This window comes from Pseudomonas sp. XS1P51, assembly GCF_054897845.1.
Genome location: NZ_CM142707.1, coordinates 6,075,861 through 6,097,463 on the forward strand (window position 1 = coordinate 6,075,861; position 21,603 = coordinate 6,097,463).

A 21,603-nucleotide genomic window follows, 5' to 3' on the forward strand; every position below is an offset into this window, starting at 1 on the left:
GCGCTCATCAGGAGAGCTCATGCTCGCCCCCGTTCAAATCACTTCTGCAACCCGCCAGAATCTCTGGCGGCTGACGTTCATCCGCACGTTGGTGCTGGCCGCCCAGGCCGGTTCCGTGGGCCTGGCCTACTGGCTCGACTTGCTGCCGCTGCCCTGGTTTCAATTGGCCGCGACCCTCGGTTGCTCGATGCTGCTGTGCGCGTTCACGGCGATTCGCCTGCGCACCTCATGGCCCGTCACCGAACTCGAATACGCCGTGCAACTGGCCTGCGACCTGTTTATCCACAGTGCCTTGCTGTATTTCTCCGGCGGTTCGACCAACCCCTTCGTCTCTTATTACCTGGTGCCGCTGACCATCGCCGCTGTGACGCTGCCATGGCGTTATTCGGTGATTCTGTCCGGCATCGCGCTGACGATGTACACCTTGCTGCTGGCGCGCTTCTACCCGCTGCAAACCTTCCCGATCGCCCGGGAAAACCTGCAGGTCTACGGGATGTGGCTAAGTTTCGCCTTGGCCGCGGCGGTCATTACCTTCTTCGCCGCTCGCATGGCTGAAGAGCTGCGCCGTCAGGAAGAACTGCGTGCCATCCGTCGTGAAGAAGGTCTGCGCGATCAGCAATTGCTGGCCGTGGCGACCCAGGCGGCCGGCGCCGCCCATGAACTGGGCACGCCGCTGGCGACCATGAGCGTGTTGCTCAAGGAAATGCGCCAGGACCATCACGACCCGATGTTGCAGGACGACCTCAGCGTGCTGCAGGATCAGGTCAAACTCTGCAAAGAAACCTTGCAGCAACTGGTGCGCGCCGCCGAGGCCAATCGTCGTTTGGCAGTGGAGATGCAGGACGTCACTGATTGGCTCGACGAAGCGCTGAACCGCTGGCACCTGATGCGCCCGGAAGCCAGTTACCGCTTCCAGCGCCTGGGCCAAGGCACGGTACCGCGCATGGCGCCACCGCCGGACCTGACCCAGGCGCTATTGAATTTGCTCAACAACGCCGCCGATGCGTGCCCTGAAGGGCTGCAAGTGACGCTGGACTGGAATGCCGAGGATTTGACCATCAGCATTCGCGACCACGGCGCCGGTGTGCCGCTGGCCATTGCCGAACAGATCGGCAAACCGTTTTTTACCACCAAGGGCAAAGGTTTCGGCCTGGGCCTGTTTTTGAGCAAGGCCAGCGTGACACGCGCCGGCGGCTCAGTGAAACTCTACAGTCATGAGGAAGGCGGCACGCTCACCGAGCTGCGCCTGCCCCGTGTCGCCCGAGGAGACGAACATGAGTGACGATATCCAAGTCGAAGGCGAAGAACTGCCGCATTTGCTGCTGGTAGATGACGACGCCACGTTCACCCGCGTGATGGCTCGCGCCATGGCCCGCCGTGGTTTTCGCGTCAGTACCGCCGGTTCCGCCGAAGAAGGCCTGGCCATTGCTCAGGCCGACATCCCGGATTACGCCGCGCTGGACCTGAAAATGGACGGCGATTCGGGCCTGGTGTTGCTGCCCAAACTGCTTGAGCTCGACCCGGACATGCGCGTGGTGATCCTCACCGGTTACTCGAGCATCGCCACCGCCGTCGAGGCGATCAAGCGCGGCGCCTGCAATTACCTGTGCAAACCGGCGGACGCCGATGACGTATTGGCCGCGCTGCTTTCCGAGCACGCCGACCTCGACACCCTGGTGCCGGAAAACCCGATGTCCGTGGACCGCCTGCAGTGGGAACACATCCAGCGCGTGCTGACCGAACACGAGGGCAACATCTCCGCCACGGCCCGTGCGCTGGGCATGCACCGCCGTACGCTGCAGCGCAAACTGCAGAAGCGCCCCGTTCGTCGCTGAACCTGCGCTGAACGAATGCCGGCCGTGCCTCGCGATAACCCGAACCGATCATCTATGATCGGTTCGTGCGTGTTCTTTTCTTTATCGAGCCTTATCCATGAATCAGAACGCTGAGTATTCCGCGGTCAACGATGCTGTGCGCGGGCAGTTTTTTCGCAAAGTCTGGGCGATGACCACGCCTTACTGGCGCAGCGAAGAGAAGGGCAAGGCCTGGACGTTGCTGATCGCCGTGATCGCGCTGTCGCTGTTCAGCGTGGCGATTTCGGTGTGGATCAACAGTTGGTACAAGGATTTCTACAACGCCCTGCAAAAGAAGGACGAAGCGGCCTTCTGGCAGTTGATCCTGTATTTCTGCGGCATTGCAGCGGTGGCGATTCTCGGCGCGGTGTACCGGCTCTACCTGACCCAGATGCTGACCATTCGCTGGCGGGCCTGGCTCACCGAGCAGCACTTCTCCCGCTGGCTCGGCCACAAGAACTACTACCAGCTGGAGCAGGGCGGCTACACCGATAACCCGGACCAGCGGATTTCCGAAGACCTCAACAGCTTCACCTCCAACACTCTTGGCCTGGGGCTGGGCCTGATCCGCAACATCGTCAGCCTGGTGTCGTTCTCGATCATCCTGTGGGGCGTGTCGGGCAGCATCGAAGTGTTTGGCTTCACCATTCCTGGCTACATGTTCTGGTGCGCACTGGTTTATGCCGCCGTCGGCAGTTGGCTGACGCATGTGATCGGTCGTCGCCTGATCGGTCTCAACAACAATCAACAACGCTTCGAAGCCGACCTGCGTTTCTCTATGGTCCGGGTTCGCGAGAATGCCGAAAGCATCGCGCTGTATAACGGCGAGCCCAATGAAAACCGTCGATTGAGCGGCCGCTTCGGGCTGGTCTGGCACAACTTCTGGGACATCATGAAAGTGTCCAAGCGCCTGACCTTCTTTACGTCTGGTTATGGCCAGATCGCAATCATCTTTCCGTTCATGGTCGCTGCGCCGCGTTATTTCGCCGGCAAGATCGAGCTCGGCGAGCTGATGCAAATCAACTCCGCCTTCGGCAACGTCCAGGAGAACTTCAGCTGGTTCATCAGTGCGTATCAGGATCTCGCCGCGTGGCGCGCCACCTGTGATCGTCTGCTGAGTTTCCGCCAGGCCATGAGTGACAACGAAGAGCGAGTGCCGGCCATCGACGTGCAAAATTCTGGTTCAGCGTTGAAGGTGCACAACCTCGGCCTCGACCTGGCGGATGGTCGTCATCTGCTGACCAACGCCGACATGACTGTGGAGGAGGGCGAGCGCGTCATGCTCAGCGGCCGCTCCGGCAGCGGCAAGTCGACCTTGCTGCGGGCGATGGGGCATCTGTGGCCAGCGGGTCACGGCAGTATTCGCCTGCCGACGGCGCGTTACCTGTTCCTGCCGCAAAAGCCTTATTTGCCGATTGGCACGCTGCGTGAAGCGCTGAGTTATCCACAGTCCGGCGATACCTACCCGCACGAACGCTATGCGCATGTGCTGGAAGTTTGCCGCTTGCCGCACCTGGTTTCGCGTCTGGATGAAGCGAATCACTGGCAGCGCATGTTGTCGCCGGGTGAGCAACAGCGTCTGGCGTTTGCCCGCGCACTGCTTTTTGCGCCGCAATGGCTGTACATGGATGAAGCGACCTCGGCGATGGATGAAGAGGATGAGGCGTCGCTGTATCAGGCGTTGATCGATGAAATACCGGGGCTGAGCATTGTCAGCGTCGGGCATCGCAGCAGCCTGAAGCGTTTCCATCCACGGCATGTTCGTATCGAGAATGGGCATCTGGTGGACCAGACCGTGACCGCCTAGCAACGCTACCTTCTGTAGGAGCTGTCGAGTGAAACGAGGCTGCGATCTTCTGATCAAAAACCGAAGATCAAAAGATCGCAGCCTCGTTTCACTCGACAGCTCCTACAAGGTTTTCAGCGATCAGGCGATTTGATCCCACAGGTCGACGGGTGATCGTACAACCCGCTTGCGCTATGATGCGGTTTCAGCCGCAATTTCGAGAAAGACGTTCACCATGGAAAACCCGATCGACGCCCCACGCTTCCCTCGCAAGCGCCGCAGCCTCGCACAGGAACTGGTGACGGTGCTGTCCGAGCAGATCCGCGACGGTCACCTCAAGCGCGGCGATAAGTTGCCCACCGAGTCGGCGATCATGGATGCCCATGGCGTCAGCCGCACCGTGGTGCGCGAAGCGATTTCCCGTTTGCAGGCGGCCGGGCAGGTGGAAACCCGTCACGGCATCGGCACTTTCGTGCTCGATACCCCGAGCCCGAGCGGTTTTCGCATCGACCCGGCGACCGTGGTCACCTTGCGTGACGTGTTGGCGATTCTGGAACTGCGCATCAGCCTCGAAGTGGAATCCGCCGGCCTCGCCGCGCAACGCCGCAGCCCCGAGCAGTTGGCGTTGATGCGTGCGGCGCTGGATGCGCTGAGTGAAAGCGTCTCCCACGCCAGCGATGCCGTGGCGTCCGACTTCCAGTTCCACCTGCAAATCGCCCTGGCGACCGGCAACCGCTACTTCACGGACATCATGACCCACCTGGGCACCAGCATCATTCCGCGCACGCGCCTCAACTCCGCGCGCCTGGCCCATGACGACCAGCAGCACTACATGAATCGCCTGAGCCGTGAGCACGAAGAGATTTACGACGCGATTGCACGGCAGGATTCCGATGCGGCCCGCGCGGCCATGCGCCTGCATTTGACGAACAGCCGCGAGCGGTTGCGCCATGCGCATGAAGAAGCAGAGGCGCAGCGGGGGTAATTTCCAGGCTGGGCAATTTTATTGTCCTCTGGATTGCCATCGCGAGCAGGCTCGCTCCCACAGGGATCTGTAGTGAACACAGTATGGATGTTCACTCTCGATCAAATGTGGGAGCGAGACTGGCTTGCCGGCGATGGGGGCATTTGCCTCAGCCGGTTTTCAGAATCGAGCGATCCACTCTCACGGCCAACTTGGCAGCCGAAGATTTAACATCGAACGTCACCCTTTCGTTTTTATCCACAACGCCTCGCGCAATCGGCTTGCCATCAGCCAACAACTCCAACGGCGCACCCTCAAGCGATTGGCCCGAGGCCAGTTCCAGTTTCAGTTTGATAGTCATCTTCGATCTCCTTATCAGGCGACATTGCCAGTCGGGTTGTAGTCCTTGAGCAGCAGGTAAGTGCTCCAGCCCCACCAGTCATCAACGGTGGCGGTATCGTTCAGGTTGTTGACGTCCTTGCGCCGCAGCACCTTGCTGCCCTCGACCTTGAACAGCGGCGAGAAATTGCCCGTCGGGTTCAACACCGCTTGCAGATCAGGCAGCCATTTCAACGCAGCGAAGCTGGTGGGCGAGGGGGCGATGCCACTGAGATACGCTGCGAACACTTCATCCGCAGACACCTGAACCGCCTGATTAACCTGGACACGATTGGCGCTGTCGATCGCATCGAAGTAACGCTTGTCGCCGTAGGCGTGCCACTGATCGCCATTGCCGTTGCGCACATTGAGGCCGAACTTGCTGTCTTCGTCGTGCATGAAACGGGTGATCAACGAGCCCAGATCGCTGGGCGTAACGACCGCCGCTAGCTGCTTGCGTGGCACTCGCAGGTGACCGGCGGAAAACAGATCGGTCAGGTAATGATCGGCAAACGCGTTCATCGCATAGGCCAGCTCCAGCTGCTTTTCATCGCCGCTATGGTGGGCCAGCACCGCTTGTTGCAGCGCCGCGGTGTGACCGGCGACATAGGCCAGCAATGCCCATTCGCCAAAGTGGTCCGCGTTGTTCGCCGCGAGTTTCAGATAACGCCCCAACGGGAACAGCGCCGAAGCGAAACTGCCGCCGCCGGTGATCTTGTTCCACTCTTCCGATAACGTATCACCCAGGGCGTCATAGGCCTCGTGAGGTTGTTTGCCGTCCTTGATATCCTGTTTAACCGCAGCGATTTCCTTTTGCATGACACCCAGGATCAGCTTCGCCTCGGCATTGGACGCCGGCAGTACGGCCAGGGAGTTGAAGGCATTGGTAAACCGCTGAATTCGATCGGTGGGGGTCGCGCCTTCGCTGATCGGTTGATCGGGGATTCCATAGAAATCACCGCCTAGTGCAACGACTTGACCGTAGGTCAGCGCCAACCCGTTAGGTAAGTGCAACTCGACCTGTGAGGCCGGTATGGCGGGTGCATTCTTGACGAAGCCGAGCAGCGTAGTGTCGCCGATCGCGGTGTGTTCACCTCCCTCGAACCTCAGCTGCGGCTGGCCTTTCAAGGCTTTTCCGGGGACGGAGGCAGAGGGGTGAGGCGTCTCGGTACGAAGCTCGGCGAGGCGCAGAACCAGCGCATCGCCGTGAGTGATGGCAATGCCATCCTCGGTAAAAAGATCATCCAGCCCGGCAATGACCTGTTTCGGTTTTTCCAGCGGTTGCGTGTGTAGACCTGACATTTCTATCTCCTTGATATGTCGTCGGTACGATCTAAAAAATAACTGTATGTATATACAGCTATTCCGAGCATAGAGGAGATATTTCCTACGTCAAGAAATTACTTTTCTGATTCGAATTTCGAGGGCGGCGATGAAATGCAGTTGACGGTTATTATTTAAGTTGTACGATGACCTACAACTTCGGCGAAGGCTGAACGGTTTTCTCACACACATACGTCGCTACCCAGGGTGTTCGAATAATGAATCCACAAGAACTGAAGTCCATCCTCTCTTCCGGCCTGCTGTCTTTCCCGGTCACCGATTTCAATGCCCAGGGCGATTTCAACCGCGCTGGCTACATCAAGCGTCTCGAATGGCTGGCCCCATACGGCGCCTCGGCACTGTTCGCCGCGGGCGGCACCGGTGAGTTCTTCTCTCTGGCGGCCAGCGAATACTCGGAAATCATCAAGACTGCCGTCGACACCTGCGAAACCAGCGTGCCGATTCTGGCCGGTGTCGGCGGTTCGACTCGTCAAGCCATCGAATACGCACAGGAAGCCGAGCGTCTGGGCGCCAAAGGCCTGTTGCTGCTGCCGCACTACCTGACCGAAGCCAGCCAGGACGGCGTCGCCGCCCACGTTGAAGCCGTGTGCAAATCGGTGAAAATCGGCGTGGTGGTTTACAACCGCAACGTGTGCCGCCTGACCGCGCCGCTGCTGGAACGCCTGGCCGAGCGCTGCCCGAACCTGATCGGCTACAAGGATGGCCTGGGCGATATCGAGTTGATGGTGTCGATCCGTCGCCGCCTCGGCGATCGCTTCAGCTACCTGGGCGGTTTGCCGACCGCTGAAGTCTACGCCGCAGCCTACAAGGCGCTGGGCGTGCCGGTGTACTCCTCGGCGGTGTTCAACTTCATCCCGAAAACCGCGATGGATTTCTACCACGCCATTGCCCGTGAAGATCACGCCACCGTCGGCAAGATCATCGATGACTTCTTCCTGCCATACCTGGACATCCGTAACCGCAAGGCCGGTTACGCCGTGAGCATCGTCAAGGCCGGGGCAAAAATTGTCGGCTATGACGCAGGTCCTGTGCGTGCGCCGCTGACCGATCTGCTGCCGGAAGAGTACGAAGCTCTGGCCGCGCTGATTGACAAGCAAGGTGCACAGTAACAACCCGATTAAACAAGGCCGCTGAGCAATCAGCGGCCTTTTGTGTGAGGACTTCTTTTTAGGGGAAAGCGTTGTGGCTGATACAAAGCGTTTCGATAACTACATCAACGGCCAATGGGTCGCCGGTGCCGACTACTGCGCCAACATCAACCCGTCCGAACTGACCGATACCATCGGTGAATACGCCAAGGCCGATCTGGCTCAGGTTCACGCCGCCATCGACGCCGCTCGCGCCGCGTTCCCGGCGTGGTCGACTTCGGGCATTCAGGCTCGCCACGATTCACTGGATAAAGTCGGCAGCGAAATCCTCGCTCGTCGCGAAGAGCTCGGCACCTTGCTGGCCCGGGAAGAGGGCAAGACCCTGCCCGAAGCCATTGGCGAAGTGACCCGCGCCGGTAACATCTTCAAGTTCTTCGCCGGTGAATGCCTGCGCCTGTCCGGCGATTACCTGCCGTCGGTGCGTCCGGGCGTCAACGTTGAAGTCACTCGCGAAGCGCTGGGTGTCGTCGGTCTGATCACGCCGTGGAACTTCCCGATCGCGATCCCGGCGTGGAAAATCGCCCCGGCCCTGGCCTACGGCAACTGCGTCGTGCTGAAACCGGCCGATCTGGTGCCGGGTTGCGCCTGGGCGCTGGCAGAAATCATCTCCCGCGCAGGCTTCCCGGCCGGCGTGTTCAACCTGGTCATGGGCAGCGGTCGTGTGGTTGGCGATGCGCTGGTCCAGAGCCCGAAAGTCGACGGCATCAGCTTCACCGGCTCCGTTGGTGTCGGTCGTCAGATCGCCGTCAGCTGCGTGTCGCGCCAGGCCAAGGTTCAACTGGAGATGGGCGGCAAGAACCCGCAGATCATTCTCGACGACGCCGACCTCAAACAAGCGGTCGAACTGTCGGTACAGAGCGCGTTCTACTCCACCGGCCAGCGTTGCACCGCTTCGAGCCGCTTTATCGTCACCGCCGGGATTCACGACAAGTTTGTCGAAGCCGTGGCGGAGCGCATGAAGTCGATCAAGGTCGGTCACGCGCTGAAAACCGGCACCGACATCGGTCCGGTCGTGTCCCAGGCTCAGCTTGAGCAAGACCTGAAGTACATCGACATCGGCCAGTCCGAAGGTGCACGTCTGGTCAGCGGCGGCGGTCTGGTGACGTGCGACACCGAAGGCTACTTCCTCGCGCCAACCCTGTTTGCCGACAGCGAAGCCGCGATGCGTATCAGCCGCGAAGAAATCTTCGGTCCGGTGGCGAACGTCGTCCGCGTGGCCGATTACGAAGCCGCACTGGAAATGGCCAACGACACCGAGTTCGGTTTGTCGGCGGGCATTGCCACCACGTCGTTGAAGTACGCCAACCACTTCAAACGCCACTCCCAGGCCGGGATGGTGATGGTCAACCTGCCGACCGCTGGCGTGGATTACCACGTTCCATTTGGTGGCCGTAAAGGTTCATCCTATGGCTCACGTGAGCAAGGTCGCTACGCGCAAGAGTTCTACACGGTCGTGAAGACCAGCTACATCGGTTCCTGATTTATCGCTGTGTCTGGCGCTACCTCGGTGGCGCCGATACCGCAAACCCCTGTAGGAGCTGTCGAGTGAAACGAGGCTGCGATCTTTGCTGTTAAAGATCAAAAGATCGCAGCCTCGTTTCACTCGGCAGCTCCTACAGGGAACACACCCGTTCCACCCGCGCATAAAAATAATCAGTGGGAGTACATCTACATGCAAGCGACCAAGCCGACTCACGTCCGCTATTTGATTCTGCTCATGCTTTTCCTGGTGACCACGATCAACTACGCCGACCGGGCCACTATCGCCATCGCGGGCTCCAGCCTGCAAAAAGACCTCGGCATCGACGCGGTCACCCTCGGTTACATCTTCTCTGCATTCGGTTGGGCCTACGTGGCCGGGCAAATTCCCGGTGGCTGGCTGCTGGACCGTTTCGGCTCGAAAAAAATCTATGCGTTGAGCATTTTCACCTGGTCATTGTTCACCGTGCTGCAGGGTTATGTCGGCGAATTCGGCATGTCCACGGCGGTGGTTGCGCTGTTCATGCTGCGCTTCCTGGTGGGTCTGGCCGAAGCGCCATCCTTCCCCGGTAACGCACGCATTGTCGCGGCCTGGTTCCCGACCGCGGAGCGCGGTACGGCGTCTGCGATCTTCAACTCGGCGCAATACTTCGCCACGGTGTTGTTCGCGCCGCTGATGGGCTGGATCGTCTACAGCTTCGGCTGGCAGCACGTGTTCATCGTCATGGGCGTGATCGGCATCGTCTTCTCGGGGATCTGGCTGAAGGTGATCTACAGCCCGCGCCAACACCCGATGATCAACGACGCCGAGTTCAAACATATCGCCGACAACGGCGGCATGGTCGACATGGACCAGGACAAAGGCAAAGGCAAAAAGGTCGACGGGCCGAAGTGGGACTACATCCGCCAGTTGCTGACCAACCGCATGATGCTCGGCGTGTACCTCGGCCAATACTGCATCAACGGCATCACCTACTTCTTCCTGACCTGGTTCCCGGTGTACCTGGTGCAAGAACGCGGCATGACCATCCTCAAGGCCGGTTTCATTGCCTCGTTGCCGGCGATCTGCGGCTTCATCGGTGGCGTGCTCGGCGGCGTGATTTCCGATTACCTGCTGCGCAAGGGCCATTCCCTGACCTTCGCCCGCAAGGCGCCGATCATTGCGGGCCTGCTGGTCTCCAGCAGCATCGTGGCGTGTAACTACGTGGACGTTGAATGGATGGTCGTCGGCTTCATGGCCCTGGCATTCTTCGGCAAAGGCGTGGGTGCGTTGGGTTGGGCCGTGGTGTCCGACACGTCGCCGAAACAGATCGCCGGTCTCAGCGGTGGCCTGTTCAATACCTTCGGCAACATTGCTTCGATCACGACCCCGATCGTGATTGGCTACATCATCAGCTCCACCGGTTCATTCAAATGGGCCCTGGTGTTCGTCGGTTGCAACGCGCTGGTGGCTGTATTCAGTTACCTGGTTATCGTGGGCCCGATCAAACGCGTGGTGCTCAAAGAGCCGCCAAGCACCGGTCCTGAACTGACCAAATTATCTGAAGCGCATTCCTGAGGAGCGGCGTCATGCAGTTGATTGAACATTCCGACTCGCCGCGCTACATCCGCCTGCACGAGCGGGACAATGTGGTGATCGTGGTCAACGATCAGGGCGTACCGGCCGGCACCGAGTTTCCTGACGGTCTGGTGACCGTGGACTTTGTGCCGCAGAGCCACAAGGTCACCCTTGAGGATATCCCCGAGGGCGGGCAGGTGATTCGTTACGGCCAGACCATCGGCTACGCCTTGCAGCCGATTCCGCGCGGCAGCTGGGTCAAGGAAGATCAACTGCGCATGCCGACGGCGCCACCGCTGGACAGCTTGCCGCTGTCCACCGACGTGCCGGCCGCGCAAGCACCGCTGGAAGGCTTCACGTTCGAGGGGTATCGCAACGCCGACGGCACCGTCGGCACGCGCAACATTCTCGGGATTACCACCACGGTTCAGTGCGTCACCGGCGTGCTCGATCATGCGGTCAAACGCATCAAGGAAGAATTGCTGCCCAAGTACCCGAACGTCGATGATGTGGTGGCGCTGACCCACAGCTACGGCTGTGGCGTGGCGATCACCGCCACCGACGCGTACATCCCGATCCGCACCGTGCGCAACCTGGCGCGCAACCCGAACCTGGGAGGCGAAGCACTGGTCATCAGCCTGGGCTGCGAGAAATTGCAGGCCGGGCAGGTGATGCACGAGGACGACAGCTCGGTGGATTTGAGCGAGCCGTGGTTGTACCGCTTGCAGGATTCGAGTCACGGTTTCACCGAGATGATCGAGCAGATCATGGCGTTGGCCGAAACCCGTTTGAAGAAGCTCGATCAACGTCGCCGGGAAACCGTGCCGGCGTCTGAACTGATCCTGGGCATGCAGTGCGGCGGCAGTGATGCATTTTCCGGGATCACCGCCAACCCGGCCCTGGGCTACGCCTCGGACCTGTTGCTGCGGGCCGGCGCGACGGTGATGTTTTCCGAAGTCACCGAAGTGCGCGACGCGATTTACCTGCTGACTTCCCGAGCGGAAACCGAAGAAGTCGCCCAGGAACTGGTGCGGGAAATGGACTGGTACGACCGTTACCTGGCCAAGGGCGAAGCGGACCGCAGCGCCAACACCACGCCGGGGAACAAGAAGGGCGGGTTGTCGAACATTGTCGAGAAGTCCTTGGGCTCGATCGTCAAGTCCGGCAGCAGCGCGATCAATGGGGTGCTTGGCCCTGGCGAACGATTCAAGCGCAAAGGGCTGATCTTCTGCGCGACGCCGGCCAGTGACTTTGTCTGCGGGACGTTGCAGTTGGCGGCGGGGATGAACCTGCATGTGTTCACCACCGGGCGTGGCACGCCGTATGGCTTGGCGATGGCGCCGGTGGTGAAGGTGTCGACCCGGACTGAACTGGCGCAACGCTGGCCGGACCTGATTGACATCGATGCCGGGAGAATTGCGACCGGGCGGGCTTCAATCGAGGAGCTGGGCTGGGAGTTGTTTCACTACTACCTGGACGTGGCCAGCGGCAAGAAGCAGACGTGGGCGGAGCAGCACAAGCTGCATAACGACATCACCTTGTTCAACCCGGCGCCGATCACCTGAGACCGCGTCGACTGCATCGCGAGCAGGCTCGCTCCCACACTGATCTCATGAACACTGGAGATCAACTGTGGGAGCGAGCCTGCTCGCGATAGCGGTCTACCAGACACCAAGGTCCTGGGTGGCTTATCATTAGCCTCCTAACGACGCTCACCCAAGGTTGCCCCCGGCATGCTGGCTATTTTCCTCGAAACCCTGAACATCACCGCGCCGGTGTTTGCCATGCTGTTTCTGGGCGTGCTGCTCAAGCGCATCGACTGGATCAACGACAACTTCATCCACACCGCGTCGGCCCTGGTGTTCAACGTCACCATGCCGGCGTTGCTGTTTCTGGGCATCCTGCATGCCGACCTGCACGCGGCGTTGCAACCGGCGTTGCTGATCTATTTTTCGCTGGCCACGCTGGCGTGTTTTGCCATCGCCTGGGGCTGGGCTATCTGGAAGTGTCCGCGTGAAGACCGGGGGATTTACACCCAAGGCGCGTTTCGCGGCAACAACGGGGTCATCGGCCTGGCGCTCGCGGCGAGCATGTACGGCGATTACGGGATTTCCCTCGGGGCGATTCTCGCAGCGCTGGTCATCCTGTTTTACAACACGCTCTCGACCATCGTGCTGGCGGTGTACAGCCCGGTGATCAAGTCCGATCCGTGGAGCATCTGCAAAAGCGTGATGATCAACCCGTTGATCATCAGCGTCATTGCGGCGGCGCCGTTTGCCTACTTTCAGATCGGCTTGCCGGGCTGGCTGGAAACGTCCGGCCAGTATCTGGCGCAAACCACCTTGCCCCTGGCACTGATCTGCATCGGCGGCACGCTGTCGCTGGCGGCGTTGCGCAAAAGCGGCAATATGGCGCTGAGCTCAAGCCTGGTGAAGATGATCGGCCTGCCGGTGCTGGCGACGCTGGGTGCGTGGCTGTGGGGCTTTCGTGGGGCGGAGTTGGGGATTCTGTTCCTGTACTTCGGCAGCCCGACCGCAGCGGCCAGTTTTGTCATGGCCCGGGCGGCCAATGGCAATCATGAACTGGCGGCAGCGATCATCGTGATCACCACATTGATGGCGGCGATCACCACCAATATCGGGATCTTTTTGTTGCAGTGGGGTGGGTGGATTTAACCGAGAGTTTTGCGGTGTTCTTCAGGGCCTCTTCGCGAGCAGGCTCGCTCCCACATTTGGAATGCATTGCCAATGTGGGAGCGAGCCTGCTCGCGATAGCCATCTCACTGCCAATACAAATGTCTGCTTGTTACTCAGGCTTCTGATAGCTATCAATCACTTCCTGCGCCGCCCGAAACGCATCGACCGCCGCCGGCACACCGGCATACACCGCGCAATGCAGCAACGCTTCGCGAATCTCTTCCACGGTGCAGCCGTTGTTCAGCGCACCGTGCACGTGACCTTTCAATTCCTGCGGGCACTTCAATGCGGTCAGCACGGCGAGGGTGATCAGGCTGCGGGTTTTCAGCGGCAGGCCTTCGCGATTCCACACACCGCCCCAGGCGTGCTCGTTGACGAAATCCTGCAGCGGCTGGGTGAACTCGGTGGCATTGCCCAGCGCGCGGTCGACGAAGGCGTCACCCATCACTTGGCGGCGAACTTCAACGCCAGGCTTTTTGATATCGGTCATGGCAATTCCCTCTTGTGGTGTTGGCGATGCCAGGCGCGCAGCGACGTAAACAGCAAAAACGCCACCAGCGCCGGGAGCACAAAAAACAGCATCAGGTGTTCAAGCTTGCCGGCCAGCGGCATGCCGGTGGTGAACGACACCACGTGCAGACCGTAAGCCAGGTACAAACCCAAAAACAGCAGACCTTCGGCGCGGGTCACCCGGTAGCCGGTATAGAACATCGGCAGGCACAGCACGGCGACGCCGAGCATCACCGGCAAGTCGAATTCCAGGGCGTTGGGCGACACCGACAGCGGTGTCGGTGCGATCAGTGCAGTGAGCCCCAGCACGCCCAGGAGGTTGAACAGGTTGCTGCCGATCACGTTGCCCACGGCGATGTCCCGCTGACCGCGCAATGCGGCGATCAACGAGGTGGCCAGTTCCGGCAAGGACGTGCTGACGGCGACGATGGTCAGGCCGATGATCCGCTCCGACAGCCCCAGATCCGTCGCGACCGTCACCGCCGCGCCCAACAACAAGTGCCCGGCGTACACTAGCATCGCCAGCCCGCAGACGATCATCAGCAGGCTGCTGAACCAGAGGGTTTTTGGCGTTTCGTCATGATCCGATTGTGGACGCGTCGAGTGCCGCGACTGGCGCAGCAACAAACCCAGATACAACGCCAGGGCCGCCAGCAGCAGCATTCCGTCGGTTCGGTTCAGCTCTTTATTCCAGGCCAATACGAACACCAGCAGGCTGGCGCCAATCATCAGCGGAATGTCCAGGCGCACCAATTGCCGCGAGACCCGCAGCGGGATGATCAGCGCCGAAAGGCCGAGGGTGACGAGGATGTTGAAGATGCTGCTGCCGATCACGCTGCCGACGGCGATGTCGGCGTTTTGCGCCAGGGTCGCTTGCAGGCTGACCGCCATCTGCGGGGCGCTGCTGCCGAGGGCGACGACGGTCAGGCCGATGATCAATGGCCTGACATGCAGCCGCGCGGCCAGGCGCACGGCGGCGCGCACCATCAGCTCGGCGCCGGCGATCAGTAATACCAGGCCGCTGAGCAGTTCAATCACACTGAGCAGGGGTAAATCGGCAAGTCCGAAAATGGTCGGCGCTCCGTTTATCAGTCGAGTGCTTGTACGCGAACTCGCGCGGTGCCGCTGCGAAGCATGCCCAGCTGTTCGGCTGCTTCATGAGACAGATCAATCAGGCGCCCGCGAGTGTGCGGGCCGCGATCGTTGATGCGAACCACGCAGGACTTGTCGTTACTCAGGTTGGTGACCTTCACCCGCGTGCCGAACGGCAACTGGCGATGGGCGGCGGTCAATGAATTCTTGTCGAAACGCTCACCGCTGGCGGTGCGTTTACCTTGGTGTTTGGCGCCGTAATAGGACGCTACGCCTGTCTTGTCGTAGCCGTGTGGATCGACGACATCCGTACTGGCGCAACCGGCCAGCAGAGAGATCAGGGCGCAGGCACCAAGTAGACGTTTCATTCAAAGGTTTCCACATACAAATGTGGGAGCGAGCCTGCTCGCGAAGGGGGCGTCACATTCAACATTACTGTCGGCTGTGACACCGCTTTCGCGAGCAGGCTCGCTCCCACAGGGGTAGAGCCAGGCTTTGAATCTGGCTCCATTCTCATCAGCCTTCGAGCTTGCTTTTGAGCAGTTCGTTGACCTGTTGCGGGTTGGCCTTGCCTTTGGAGGCTTTCATGGCCTGGCCGACGAAGAAGCCGAACATCTTGCCGCGTTTGGCTTCGTCTGCCGCGCGGTATTGTTCGACCTGTTCGGCATTGGCGGCGAGCATTTCGTCGAGCACCGCCGAGATCGCGCCGGTGTCGGTCACTTGCTTGAGGCCGCGCTTGTCGATGATCTCGTCCGCACTGCCTTCGCCGTTGGCCATCGCTTCAAACACCACTTTGGCAATCTTACCGGAGATGGTGTTGTCCTTGATGCGCAGCAGCATGCCGCCCAGTTGTTCGGCCGAGACCGGTGACTGGTCGATGTCCACGCCTTGCTTGTTCAGCAGGCTGCCCAGTTCAACCATCACCCAGTTGGCCGCCAGCTTGGCGTCGCCGCTGATACTCACGACCTTCTCGAAGTAATCGGCTTGTTCGCGGCTGGTGGCCAGGACGCTGGCGTCGTAGACCGACAGACCGAACTGTTCCTGGAAACGCTCGCGTTTCTGCGGCGGCAATTCCGGCAGGGTGGCGCGTACGTCGTCGAGGAACGAGTTTTCGATGACCACGGGCAGCAGGTCCGGATCGGGGAAGTAACGGTAGTCGTTGGCTTCCTCTTTGCTGCGCATCGGACGGGTTTCGTCCTTGTTCGGATCGTACAGGCGGGTCTGCTGGATCACCTTGCCGCCGTCTTCGATCAGCTCGATCTGACGCTGCACTTCGGTGTTGATCGCCTTCTCGATAAAGCGGAACGAGTTGACGTTCTTGATCTCGCAGCGCGTGCCGAATTCGGCCTGGCCCTTCGGACGGATCGACACATTGCAGTCGCAACGCAGCGAGCCTTCGGCCATGTTGCCGTCGCAGATGCCCAGGTAACGCACCAGCGCGTGGACGGCCTTGACGTAAGCCACGGCTTCCTTGGCGCTGCGCATGTCCGGCTCGGAAACGATTTCCAGCAGCGGCGTGCCGGCGCGGTTCAGGTCGATGCCGGTGGCACCGTTGAACTCTTCGTGCAGGCTTTTACCGGCGTCTTCTTCCAGGTGCGCGCGGGTGATGCCGACGCGTTTGACCGTGCCGTCTTCCAGCGCGATGTCCAGGTGGCCCTTGCCGACGATCGGCAATTCCATCTGGCTGATCTGGTAGCCCTTGGGCAGGTCCGGGTAGAAATAGTTTTTACGGGCGAACACGTTGTGCTGGCCGATCTCGGCATCGATGGCCAGACCGAACATCACCGCCATGCGCACCGCTTCCTGGTTCAGCACCGGCAATACGCCGGGCATGCCGAGGTCTACCAGGCTGGCCTGGGTGTTCGGCTCGGAACCGAAGGTGGTGGAACTACCGGAAAAGATTTTCGACCGGGTGGTGAGCTGGGTATGAATCTCCAGCCCGATCACGACTTCCCATTGCATGTGTTTCTCCTCAGAAGCCGGTTGGGGTGCGGGTGTGCCAGTCAGTGTTCTGCTGATACTGATGGGCAACGTTCAACAGGCGACCTTCCTGGAAATACGGGGCGAGCAGTTGCACGCCGACGGGCAGGCCATCGACAAAACCTGCTGGCATGGACAAGCCCGGCAGGCCGGCGAGGTTGGCGGTAATGGTGTAGACGTCTTCCAGGTAGGCGGCGACCGGGTCGCTGTTCTTGGCGCCGAGCTTCCAAGCCGGGTTCGGCGTGGTCGGGCCGAGGATGATGTCGACCTCATTGAAGGCGGCCATGAAGTCGTTCTTGATCAGGCGACGGATCTTCTGCGCTTTCAGGTAGTAGGCGTCGTAATAACCGGCCGACAGCGCGTAGGCACCGACCATGATTCGGCGCTGCACTTCCGCGCCGAAACCTTCGCCACGGGAACGCTTGTACAGGTCGATCAGGTTTTTCGGGTCTTCGCAGCGGTAGCCGAAACGCACGCCGTCGAAACGCGACAGGTTGGAAGAGGCTTCTGCCGGGGCGATCACGTAGTACGCCGGGATCGCGTGCTGCATGTTCGGCAGGCTGATTTCCTTGACCACGGCGCCGAGTTTTTCCAGCTCCTTGACGCTGTTGTGAATCAGCTCGGCAATGCGCGGGTCGAGACCGGCGCTGAAGTATTCCTTCGGCACGCCGATGCGCAGGCCTTGCAGCGAGCCGTTCAGGCCGGCGCTGTAATCAGGCACGGGCTCGTCGATGCTGGTGGAGTCCTGCGGATCGAAACCGGCCATGCCTTGCAGCAGGATCGCGCAGTCTTCGGCAGTGCGCGCCAGAGGGCCGCCCTGGTCGAGGCTGGAGGCGTAGGCGATCATGCCCCAGCGCGAAACACGACCGTACGTCGGTTTCAGGCCGGTGAGGTTGGTCAGGGCGGCGGGCTGACGGATCGAACCGCCCGTGTCGGTGCCGGTGGCTGCAGGCAACAGGCGCGCGGCAACCGCAGCCGCGGAACCGCCGGACGAACCGCCCGGAACGTGTTCCAGGTTCCACGGGTTTTTCACCGGGCCGTAGTAGCTCGATTCGTTGGCCGAACCCATGGCGAATTCGTCCATGTTGGTCTTGCCCAGGGTCACGGCCCCGGCAGCAGCGAGCTTGGCGACGACGGTGGCGTCGTACGGAGCCTTGAAGTTGTCGAGCATCTTCGAGCCGCAGCTGGTGCGGATGCCTTGGGTGCAGAACAGGTCTTTGTGGGCGATCGGCGCGCCAAGCAGGGCGCCGCTCTCACCGTTGGCCCGGCGTGCGTCAGCGGCTTTCGCCTGCTGGAGCGCCAGGTCTTCGGTGAGGCTGATGAAACTGTTGAGCTGCGGATCGAGCTGCGCGATGCGCGCCAGCAGGACTTTGGTCAGCTCTTCGGAAGAAAAATTTTTATCGGCGAGTCCGCGGGCGATCTCGGCCAGAGTCAATTGATGCATTGCAGGCTCTTTCCCTTTAGTCGATGACTTTCGGAACCAGGTACAGGCCGTTTTCGACCGCTGGCGCGATGGACTGATAAGCCTCGCGATGATTGGTCTCGGTCACGACGTCTGCACGCAGGCGCTGGCTGGCTTCCAGTGGGTGGGCGAGCGGCTCGATACCGTCGGTATTGACCGCCTGCATTTCGTCGACCAGCCCGAGAATGCTGTTCAGGGCCGAAGTGATGTGTGGAAGATCGGCATCATTGAGGCCAAGACAGGCCAGATGAGCGATTTTTTCCACGTCGGAGCGTTCAAGCGCCATGGGATTCTCCAGTGGAAGGAAAACAGAACGGATGCTATCCGTGTGTTAGATTGTCGGAACACTACCGCATTTCTACGGTCATAAGGCCGCGATTGTGGGGGTTGGTGCACAGAAAAGCGGCCAATTTAACATATTGGCGCCTTGCCCAAAATCCCTGTCGTTGTTAGAGTTTGCCGCACTTTTTTACCCACGCGTTGCCTAGGGTCCCTTTCCCATGTTCAAGAAACTGCGTGGCATGTTTTCCAGCGATCTTTCCATTGACCTGGGCACTGCCAACACCCTTATTTACGTGCGCGAGCGCGGTATCGTCCTGAATGAGCCATCGGTTGTGGCTATTCGGACACACGGTAACCAGAAAAGTGTCGTTGCTGTCGGCACCGAGGCCAAGCGCATGCTCGGTCGTACGCCCGGCAACATCGCGGCGATTCGACCGATGAAGGATGGCGTGATCGCCGACTTCAGCGTCTGCGAAAAGATGCTGCAGTACTTCATCAACAAGGTGCACGAAAACAGCTTCCTGCAGCCTAGCCCTCGTGTGCTGATCTGCGTTCCGTGCAAATCGACCCAGGTCGAGCGTCGTGCCATCCGTGAATCGGCCCTTGGTGCCGGTGCCCGTGAAGTGTTCCTGATCGAAGAGCCAATGGCTGCTGCGATCGGTGCCGGCCTGCCGGTTGAAGAAGCGCGCGGCTCGATGGTTGTCGATATCGGTGGTGGTACCACTGAAATCGCGCTGATCTCCCTGAACGGTGTGGTTTACGCCGAATCGGTACGGGTTGGCGGCGACCGCTTCGACGAAGCGATCATCACCTACGTGCGTCGCAACTACGGCAGCCTGATCGGCGAATCCACCGCCGAGCGCATCAAGCAGGAAATCGGTACTGCCTACCCGGGCGGCGAAGTTCGCGAAGTCGACGTTCGTGGCCGTAACCTGGCCGAAGGCGTTCCACGTGCCTTCACCCTGAACTCCAATGAAGTGCTGGAAGCTCTGCAAGAGTCCCTGGCTACCATCGTTCAGGCCGTGAAAAGCGCGCTGGAGCAATCGCCTCCGGAACTGGCTTCCGATATCGCCGAGCGTGGCCTGGTGCTGACCGGTGGTGGCGCCTTGCTGCGTGACCTCGACAAGTTGCTGGCCCAGGAAACCGGTCTGCCGGTCATCGTTGCCGAAGACCCGCTGACCTGCGTTGCTCGCGGCGGTGGCCGTGCATTGGAAATGATGGATAAACACACCATGGACCTGCTGTCGAGCGAGTGATCTCGCCGGTTGCATCTATGCTGTTGGCGCGCAGGCAGCACTTTGCAGTGCTGCCTGTTGGCGTTTATCTTCTGTCAGTCTGCATCCAGGCCGGTTTGATGCCGTATGAATAAAGAGAACATTTGCCTGGGAGGAGCGGCTTATTAAACCGCTTTTCACCAAAGGCCCCTCACTGGGCGTGCGCTTGTTGGTGCTGGTCGTGCTATCGGTCGCGCTGATGGTGGTCGATGCCCGCTTCACACTGCTCAAGCCAGTGCGTAGCCAAATGTCGCTGGTGCTGATGCAGTCTTACTGGATCACCGACCTGCCGCAGCGGCTATGGCAAGGTGTGGCCAGCCAATTTGGCAGCCGTACCGAACTCGTCGCCGAAAACGAAAAACTCAAGACTGAAAACCTGCTGTTGCAGGGGCGCATGCAAAAGCTTGCCGCGCTCACCGAGCAGAACGTTCGGCTGCGCGAGTTGCTCAATTCTTCCGCGCTGGTCAACGAGAAGGTCGAAGTGGCCGAATTGATCGGCATGGACCCCAACCCCTTCACCCATCGCATCATCATCAATAAAGGTGAGCGCGACGGTGTGGTCCTCGGTCAGCCGGTGCTCGATGCCCGTGGCCTGATGGGCCAAGTGGTCGAGTTGATGCCGTACACCTCCCGCGTCCTGTTGCTCACCGACACCACTCACAGCATTCCGGTACAGGTGAACCGTAACGGCCTGCGGGCGATTGCCAGCGGCACCGGCAACCCGGAACGCCTGGAATTGCGTCACGTCGCAGACACGGCTGATATCAAGGAAGGCGATCTGCTGGTCAGCTCCGGTCTGGGGCAGCGATTCCCGGCGGGTTACCCGGTGGCCACAGTCAAAGAAGTGATTCACGATTCCGGCCAGCCGTTCGCCATTGTTCGCGCCGTGCCGACCGCCGCATTGAACCGCAGTCGTTACCTGCTGCTGGTGTTCAGCGACACCCGAACCCCGGAAGAACGTGCCAACGACGCCGCGCAGGCCCAGGAAAGCCTGGATGCGCAGGGTGGCGGCCCCATCATTCCAGCGACTGTGCCGAAACCTGCCGCCGTCATCGCCCCGGCAGCCGTTGCGGCTCCGGCCGTTCCGGTGGCTGCACCTGCTGCCACAACCCCGGCCAAGCCTGCCGCCGCACATCCCGCCGCCGCCAAGCCGCCCGCGACTGCACCGGCAGCCGCTAAACCACCGGCGACGCAACCCGCTGTCGTGAAACCTGCTGCCAAGCCGCCTGTCTCCGCGCCGGCCACCACTGGGGGAAGAGAATAATGGTCGGTGCTACTGCCTCCCGAAACGACTGGATGGTCTGGCTGACATTCGCCATCGGCATGCTGCTCAGCGTGTCGCCGCTGCCGCAATTCATGGAAATCCTCCGCCCGTTGTGGCTGGCCTTGCTGCTGGCGTTCTGGGCGTTGGCCCTGCCGCAGAAAGTCGGGATGGTCACCGCGTGGTGCCTGGGCCTGGCCGAAGACGTGCTCTACGGCACGCTGCTGGGGCAGAACGCATTGATCCTGACGCTCATTACGTTCCTGGTGCTGTCGCTGCAACAACGCCTGCGGATGTTCCCGATGTGGCAACAAAGCCTGGTGATCCTGGTGATCTTCGGCCTCGCACAGCTTGTACAACTATGGCTCAGCGCCCTGACCGGCAATCGTCAACCGACGCTGGCGCTGGTCTTGCCGGCACTGGTCAGTGCGTTGCTCTGGCCGTGGATCAGCTACGGTTTGCGCGGTTTGCGTCGACGCTACAAAATCAATTGATTCGGTCAGGCATTTGCCCGTATCTCGACAGGGAGATGTCTT

General features: G+C 60.5%; 20 protein-coding genes. 12 read left to right on the top strand and 8 right to left on the bottom strand.

All coding sequences use genetic code 11. From position 1 onward, the window contains the following. Window positions 1-19: 19 nt before the first annotated feature. From ACYZUD_RS28120 to ACYZUD_RS28135, 4 genes are all read left to right on the top strand, one after another. The gene (locus ACYZUD_RS28120) at window positions 20-1,282 is read left to right on the top strand and encodes an ATP-binding protein (protein ID WP_095129467.1); all 1,263 of its coding nucleotides are present in this window, start codon (window positions 20-22) and stop codon (window positions 1,280-1,282) included. Further along, a complete protein-coding gene (locus ACYZUD_RS28125) occupies window positions 1,275-1,835 on the top strand; it encodes a response regulator transcription factor (RefSeq protein WP_462021120.1) in 561 nt (186 codons plus the stop codon). The genes ACYZUD_RS28120 and ACYZUD_RS28125 overlap by 8 nt, the downstream gene beginning before the upstream one ends. A gap of 97 nt (window positions 1,836-1,932) precedes the next feature. Beyond that, the gene (locus ACYZUD_RS28130; protein ID WP_462021121.1) at window positions 1,933-3,660 is read left to right on the top strand and encodes an ABC transporter ATP-binding protein/permease; all 1,728 of its coding nucleotides are present in this window, start codon (window positions 1,933-1,935) and stop codon (window positions 3,658-3,660) included. A gap of 214 nt (window positions 3,661-3,874) precedes the next feature. After that, complete coding sequence (locus ACYZUD_RS28135) at window positions 3,875-4,624, top strand: FadR/GntR family transcriptional regulator (RefSeq protein ID WP_462021122.1); 750 nt, start codon at window positions 3,875-3,877, stop codon at window positions 4,622-4,624. A gap of 148 nt (window positions 4,625-4,772) precedes the next feature. Here ACYZUD_RS28135 and ACYZUD_RS28140 read toward each other — a convergent pair whose 3' ends face one another. Both ACYZUD_RS28140 and ACYZUD_RS28145 read right to left on the bottom strand, forming a co-directional pair. Further along, the gene (locus ACYZUD_RS28140; protein WP_462021123.1) at window positions 4,773-4,964 is read right to left on the bottom strand and encodes a hypothetical protein; all 192 of its coding nucleotides are present in this window, start codon (window positions 4,962-4,964) and stop codon (window positions 4,773-4,775) included. 14 nt (window positions 4,965-4,978) lie between these two features. After that, window positions 4,979-6,283, bottom strand: coding sequence for a phospholipase (locus ACYZUD_RS28145; protein ID WP_462021124.1), 1,305 nt, complete (start codon window positions 6,281-6,283; stop codon window positions 4,979-4,981). 239 nt (window positions 6,284-6,522) lie between these two features. Here ACYZUD_RS28145 and kdgD point away from each other — a divergent pair, with 239 nt between their 5' ends. The 5 genes from kdgD to ACYZUD_RS28170 all read left to right on the top strand — a co-directional run bounded on the left by kdgD (window position 6,523) and on the right by ACYZUD_RS28170 (window position 13,185). Further along, window positions 6,523-7,434, top strand: a complete 912-nt coding sequence (kdgD, locus tag ACYZUD_RS28150; RefSeq protein WP_462021125.1) for a 5-dehydro-4-deoxyglucarate dehydratase — start codon at window positions 6,523-6,525, stop codon at window positions 7,432-7,434. A gap of 73 nt (window positions 7,435-7,507) precedes the next feature. Next, window positions 7,508-8,953, top strand: coding sequence for an aldehyde dehydrogenase family protein (locus ACYZUD_RS28155; RefSeq protein WP_462021126.1), 1,446 nt, complete (start codon window positions 7,508-7,510; stop codon window positions 8,951-8,953). A gap of 192 nt (window positions 8,954-9,145) precedes the next feature. Further along, window positions 9,146-10,510, top strand: a complete 1,365-nt coding sequence (locus tag ACYZUD_RS28160) for an MFS transporter (RefSeq protein WP_462021127.1) — start codon at window positions 9,146-9,148, stop codon at window positions 10,508-10,510. Window positions 10,511-10,521: 11 nt separating this feature from the next. After that, window positions 10,522-12,075, top strand: a complete 1,554-nt coding sequence (gene garD / locus ACYZUD_RS28165) for a galactarate dehydratase (protein ID WP_462021128.1) — start codon at window positions 10,522-10,524, stop codon at window positions 12,073-12,075. 168 nt (window positions 12,076-12,243) lie between these two features. After that, window positions 12,244-13,185 (top strand): AEC family transporter, encoded by a 942-nt coding sequence (locus ACYZUD_RS28170; protein ID WP_462021129.1) that lies wholly within the window; start codon window positions 12,244-12,246, stop codon window positions 13,183-13,185. Window positions 13,186-13,315: 130 nt separating this feature from the next. Here the strand turns inward: ACYZUD_RS28170 and ACYZUD_RS28175 are convergent, their stop codons facing one another. The 6 genes from ACYZUD_RS28175 to gatC form a co-directional block, all read right to left on the bottom strand. Next, window positions 13,316-13,696, bottom strand: coding sequence for a carboxymuconolactone decarboxylase family protein (locus ACYZUD_RS28175; RefSeq protein ID WP_462021130.1), 381 nt, complete (start codon window positions 13,694-13,696; stop codon window positions 13,316-13,318). Next, on the bottom strand, window positions 13,693-14,754 hold the full coding sequence (locus tag ACYZUD_RS28180; RefSeq protein WP_462021131.1) for a calcium/sodium antiporter: 1,062 nt from the start codon (window positions 14,752-14,754) through the stop codon (window positions 13,693-13,695). The genes ACYZUD_RS28175 and ACYZUD_RS28180 overlap by 4 nt, the downstream gene beginning before the upstream one ends. 50 nt (window positions 14,755-14,804) lie before the next feature. Next, window positions 14,805-15,176, bottom strand: a complete 372-nt coding sequence (locus ACYZUD_RS28185) for a septal ring lytic transglycosylase RlpA family protein (RefSeq protein ID WP_462021132.1) — start codon at window positions 15,174-15,176, stop codon at window positions 14,805-14,807. 148 nt (window positions 15,177-15,324) lie between these two features. Further along, window positions 15,325-16,770, bottom strand: coding sequence for an Asp-tRNA(Asn)/Glu-tRNA(Gln) amidotransferase subunit GatB (gatB, locus tag ACYZUD_RS28190; RefSeq protein WP_462021133.1), 1,446 nt, complete (start codon window positions 16,768-16,770; stop codon window positions 15,325-15,327). A 10-nt stretch (window positions 16,771-16,780) separates the two neighbouring features. Continuing rightward, window positions 16,781-18,232, bottom strand: coding sequence for an Asp-tRNA(Asn)/Glu-tRNA(Gln) amidotransferase subunit GatA (gene gatA / locus ACYZUD_RS28195; protein ID WP_462021134.1), 1,452 nt, complete (start codon window positions 18,230-18,232; stop codon window positions 16,781-16,783). A 16-nt stretch (window positions 18,233-18,248) separates the two neighbouring features. Then, window positions 18,249-18,536, bottom strand: a complete 288-nt coding sequence (gene gatC / locus ACYZUD_RS28200) for an Asp-tRNA(Asn)/Glu-tRNA(Gln) amidotransferase subunit GatC (RefSeq protein ID WP_007901429.1) — start codon at window positions 18,534-18,536, stop codon at window positions 18,249-18,251. 214 nt (window positions 18,537-18,750) lie between these two features. Between gatC and mreB the strand changes: the two genes are divergently transcribed. The 3 genes from mreB to mreD all read left to right on the top strand — a co-directional run bounded on the left by mreB (window position 18,751) and on the right by mreD (window position 21,561). Continuing rightward, complete coding sequence (gene mreB, locus ACYZUD_RS28205) at window positions 18,751-19,788, top strand: rod shape-determining protein MreB (protein ID WP_002555108.1); 1,038 nt, start codon at window positions 18,751-18,753, stop codon at window positions 19,786-19,788. A gap of 178 nt (window positions 19,789-19,966) precedes the next feature. Continuing rightward, window positions 19,967-21,070, top strand: a complete 1,104-nt coding sequence (gene mreC / locus ACYZUD_RS28210; RefSeq protein WP_462021135.1) for a rod shape-determining protein MreC — start codon at window positions 19,967-19,969, stop codon at window positions 21,068-21,070. Then, window positions 21,070-21,561, top strand: a complete 492-nt coding sequence (mreD, locus tag ACYZUD_RS28215) for a rod shape-determining protein MreD (protein WP_462021136.1) — start codon at window positions 21,070-21,072, stop codon at window positions 21,559-21,561. Before mreC ends, mreD begins: the two co-directional genes overlap by 1 nt. Window positions 21,562-21,603 lie beyond the last annotated feature (42 nt).

Coding starts and splice junctions, on each gene's coding strand:
- ACYZUD_RS28135 (WP_462021122.1), top strand. CDS start 3,875: ATGGAAAACCCGATCGACGCCCCACGCTTCCCTCGCAAGCGCCGCAGC.
- gatA (WP_462021134.1), bottom strand. CDS start 18,232: ATGCATCAATTGACTCTGGCCGAGATCGCCCGCGGACTCGCCGATAAA.
- gatB (WP_462021133.1), bottom strand. CDS start 16,770: ATGCAATGGGAAGTCGTGATCGGGCTGGAGATTCATACCCAGCTCACC.
- ACYZUD_RS28145 (WP_462021124.1), bottom strand. CDS start 6,283: ATGTCAGGTCTACACACGCAACCGCTGGAAAAACCGAAACAGGTCATT.
- ACYZUD_RS28170 (WP_462021129.1), top strand. CDS start 12,244: ATGCTGGCTATTTTCCTCGAAACCCTGAACATCACCGCGCCGGTGTTT.
- ACYZUD_RS28185 (WP_462021132.1), bottom strand. CDS start 15,176: ATGAAACGTCTACTTGGTGCCTGCGCCCTGATCTCTCTGCTGGCCGGT.
- ACYZUD_RS28130 (WP_462021121.1), top strand. CDS start 1,933: ATGAATCAGAACGCTGAGTATTCCGCGGTCAACGATGCTGTGCGCGGG.
- ACYZUD_RS28125 (WP_462021120.1), top strand. CDS start 1,275: ATGAGTGACGATATCCAAGTCGAAGGCGAAGAACTGCCGCATTTGCTG.
- kdgD (WP_462021125.1), top strand. CDS start 6,523: ATGAATCCACAAGAACTGAAGTCCATCCTCTCTTCCGGCCTGCTGTCT.
- mreD (WP_462021136.1), top strand. CDS start 21,070: ATGGTCGGTGCTACTGCCTCCCGAAACGACTGGATGGTCTGGCTGACA.
- garD (WP_462021128.1), top strand. CDS start 10,522: ATGCAGTTGATTGAACATTCCGACTCGCCGCGCTACATCCGCCTGCAC.
- mreB (WP_002555108.1), top strand. CDS start 18,751: ATGTTCAAGAAACTGCGTGGCATGTTTTCCAGCGATCTTTCCATTGAC.
- ACYZUD_RS28160 (WP_462021127.1), top strand. CDS start 9,146: ATGCAAGCGACCAAGCCGACTCACGTCCGCTATTTGATTCTGCTCATG.
- gatC (WP_007901429.1), bottom strand. CDS start 18,536: ATGGCGCTTGAACGCTCCGACGTGGAAAAAATCGCTCATCTGGCCTGT.
- ACYZUD_RS28140 (WP_462021123.1), bottom strand. CDS start 4,964: ATGACTATCAAACTGAAACTGGAACTGGCCTCGGGCCAATCGCTTGAG.
- ACYZUD_RS28120 (WP_095129467.1), top strand. CDS start 20: ATGCTCGCCCCCGTTCAAATCACTTCTGCAACCCGCCAGAATCTCTGG.
- ACYZUD_RS28175 (WP_462021130.1), bottom strand. CDS start 13,696: ATGACCGATATCAAAAAGCCTGGCGTTGAAGTTCGCCGCCAAGTGATG.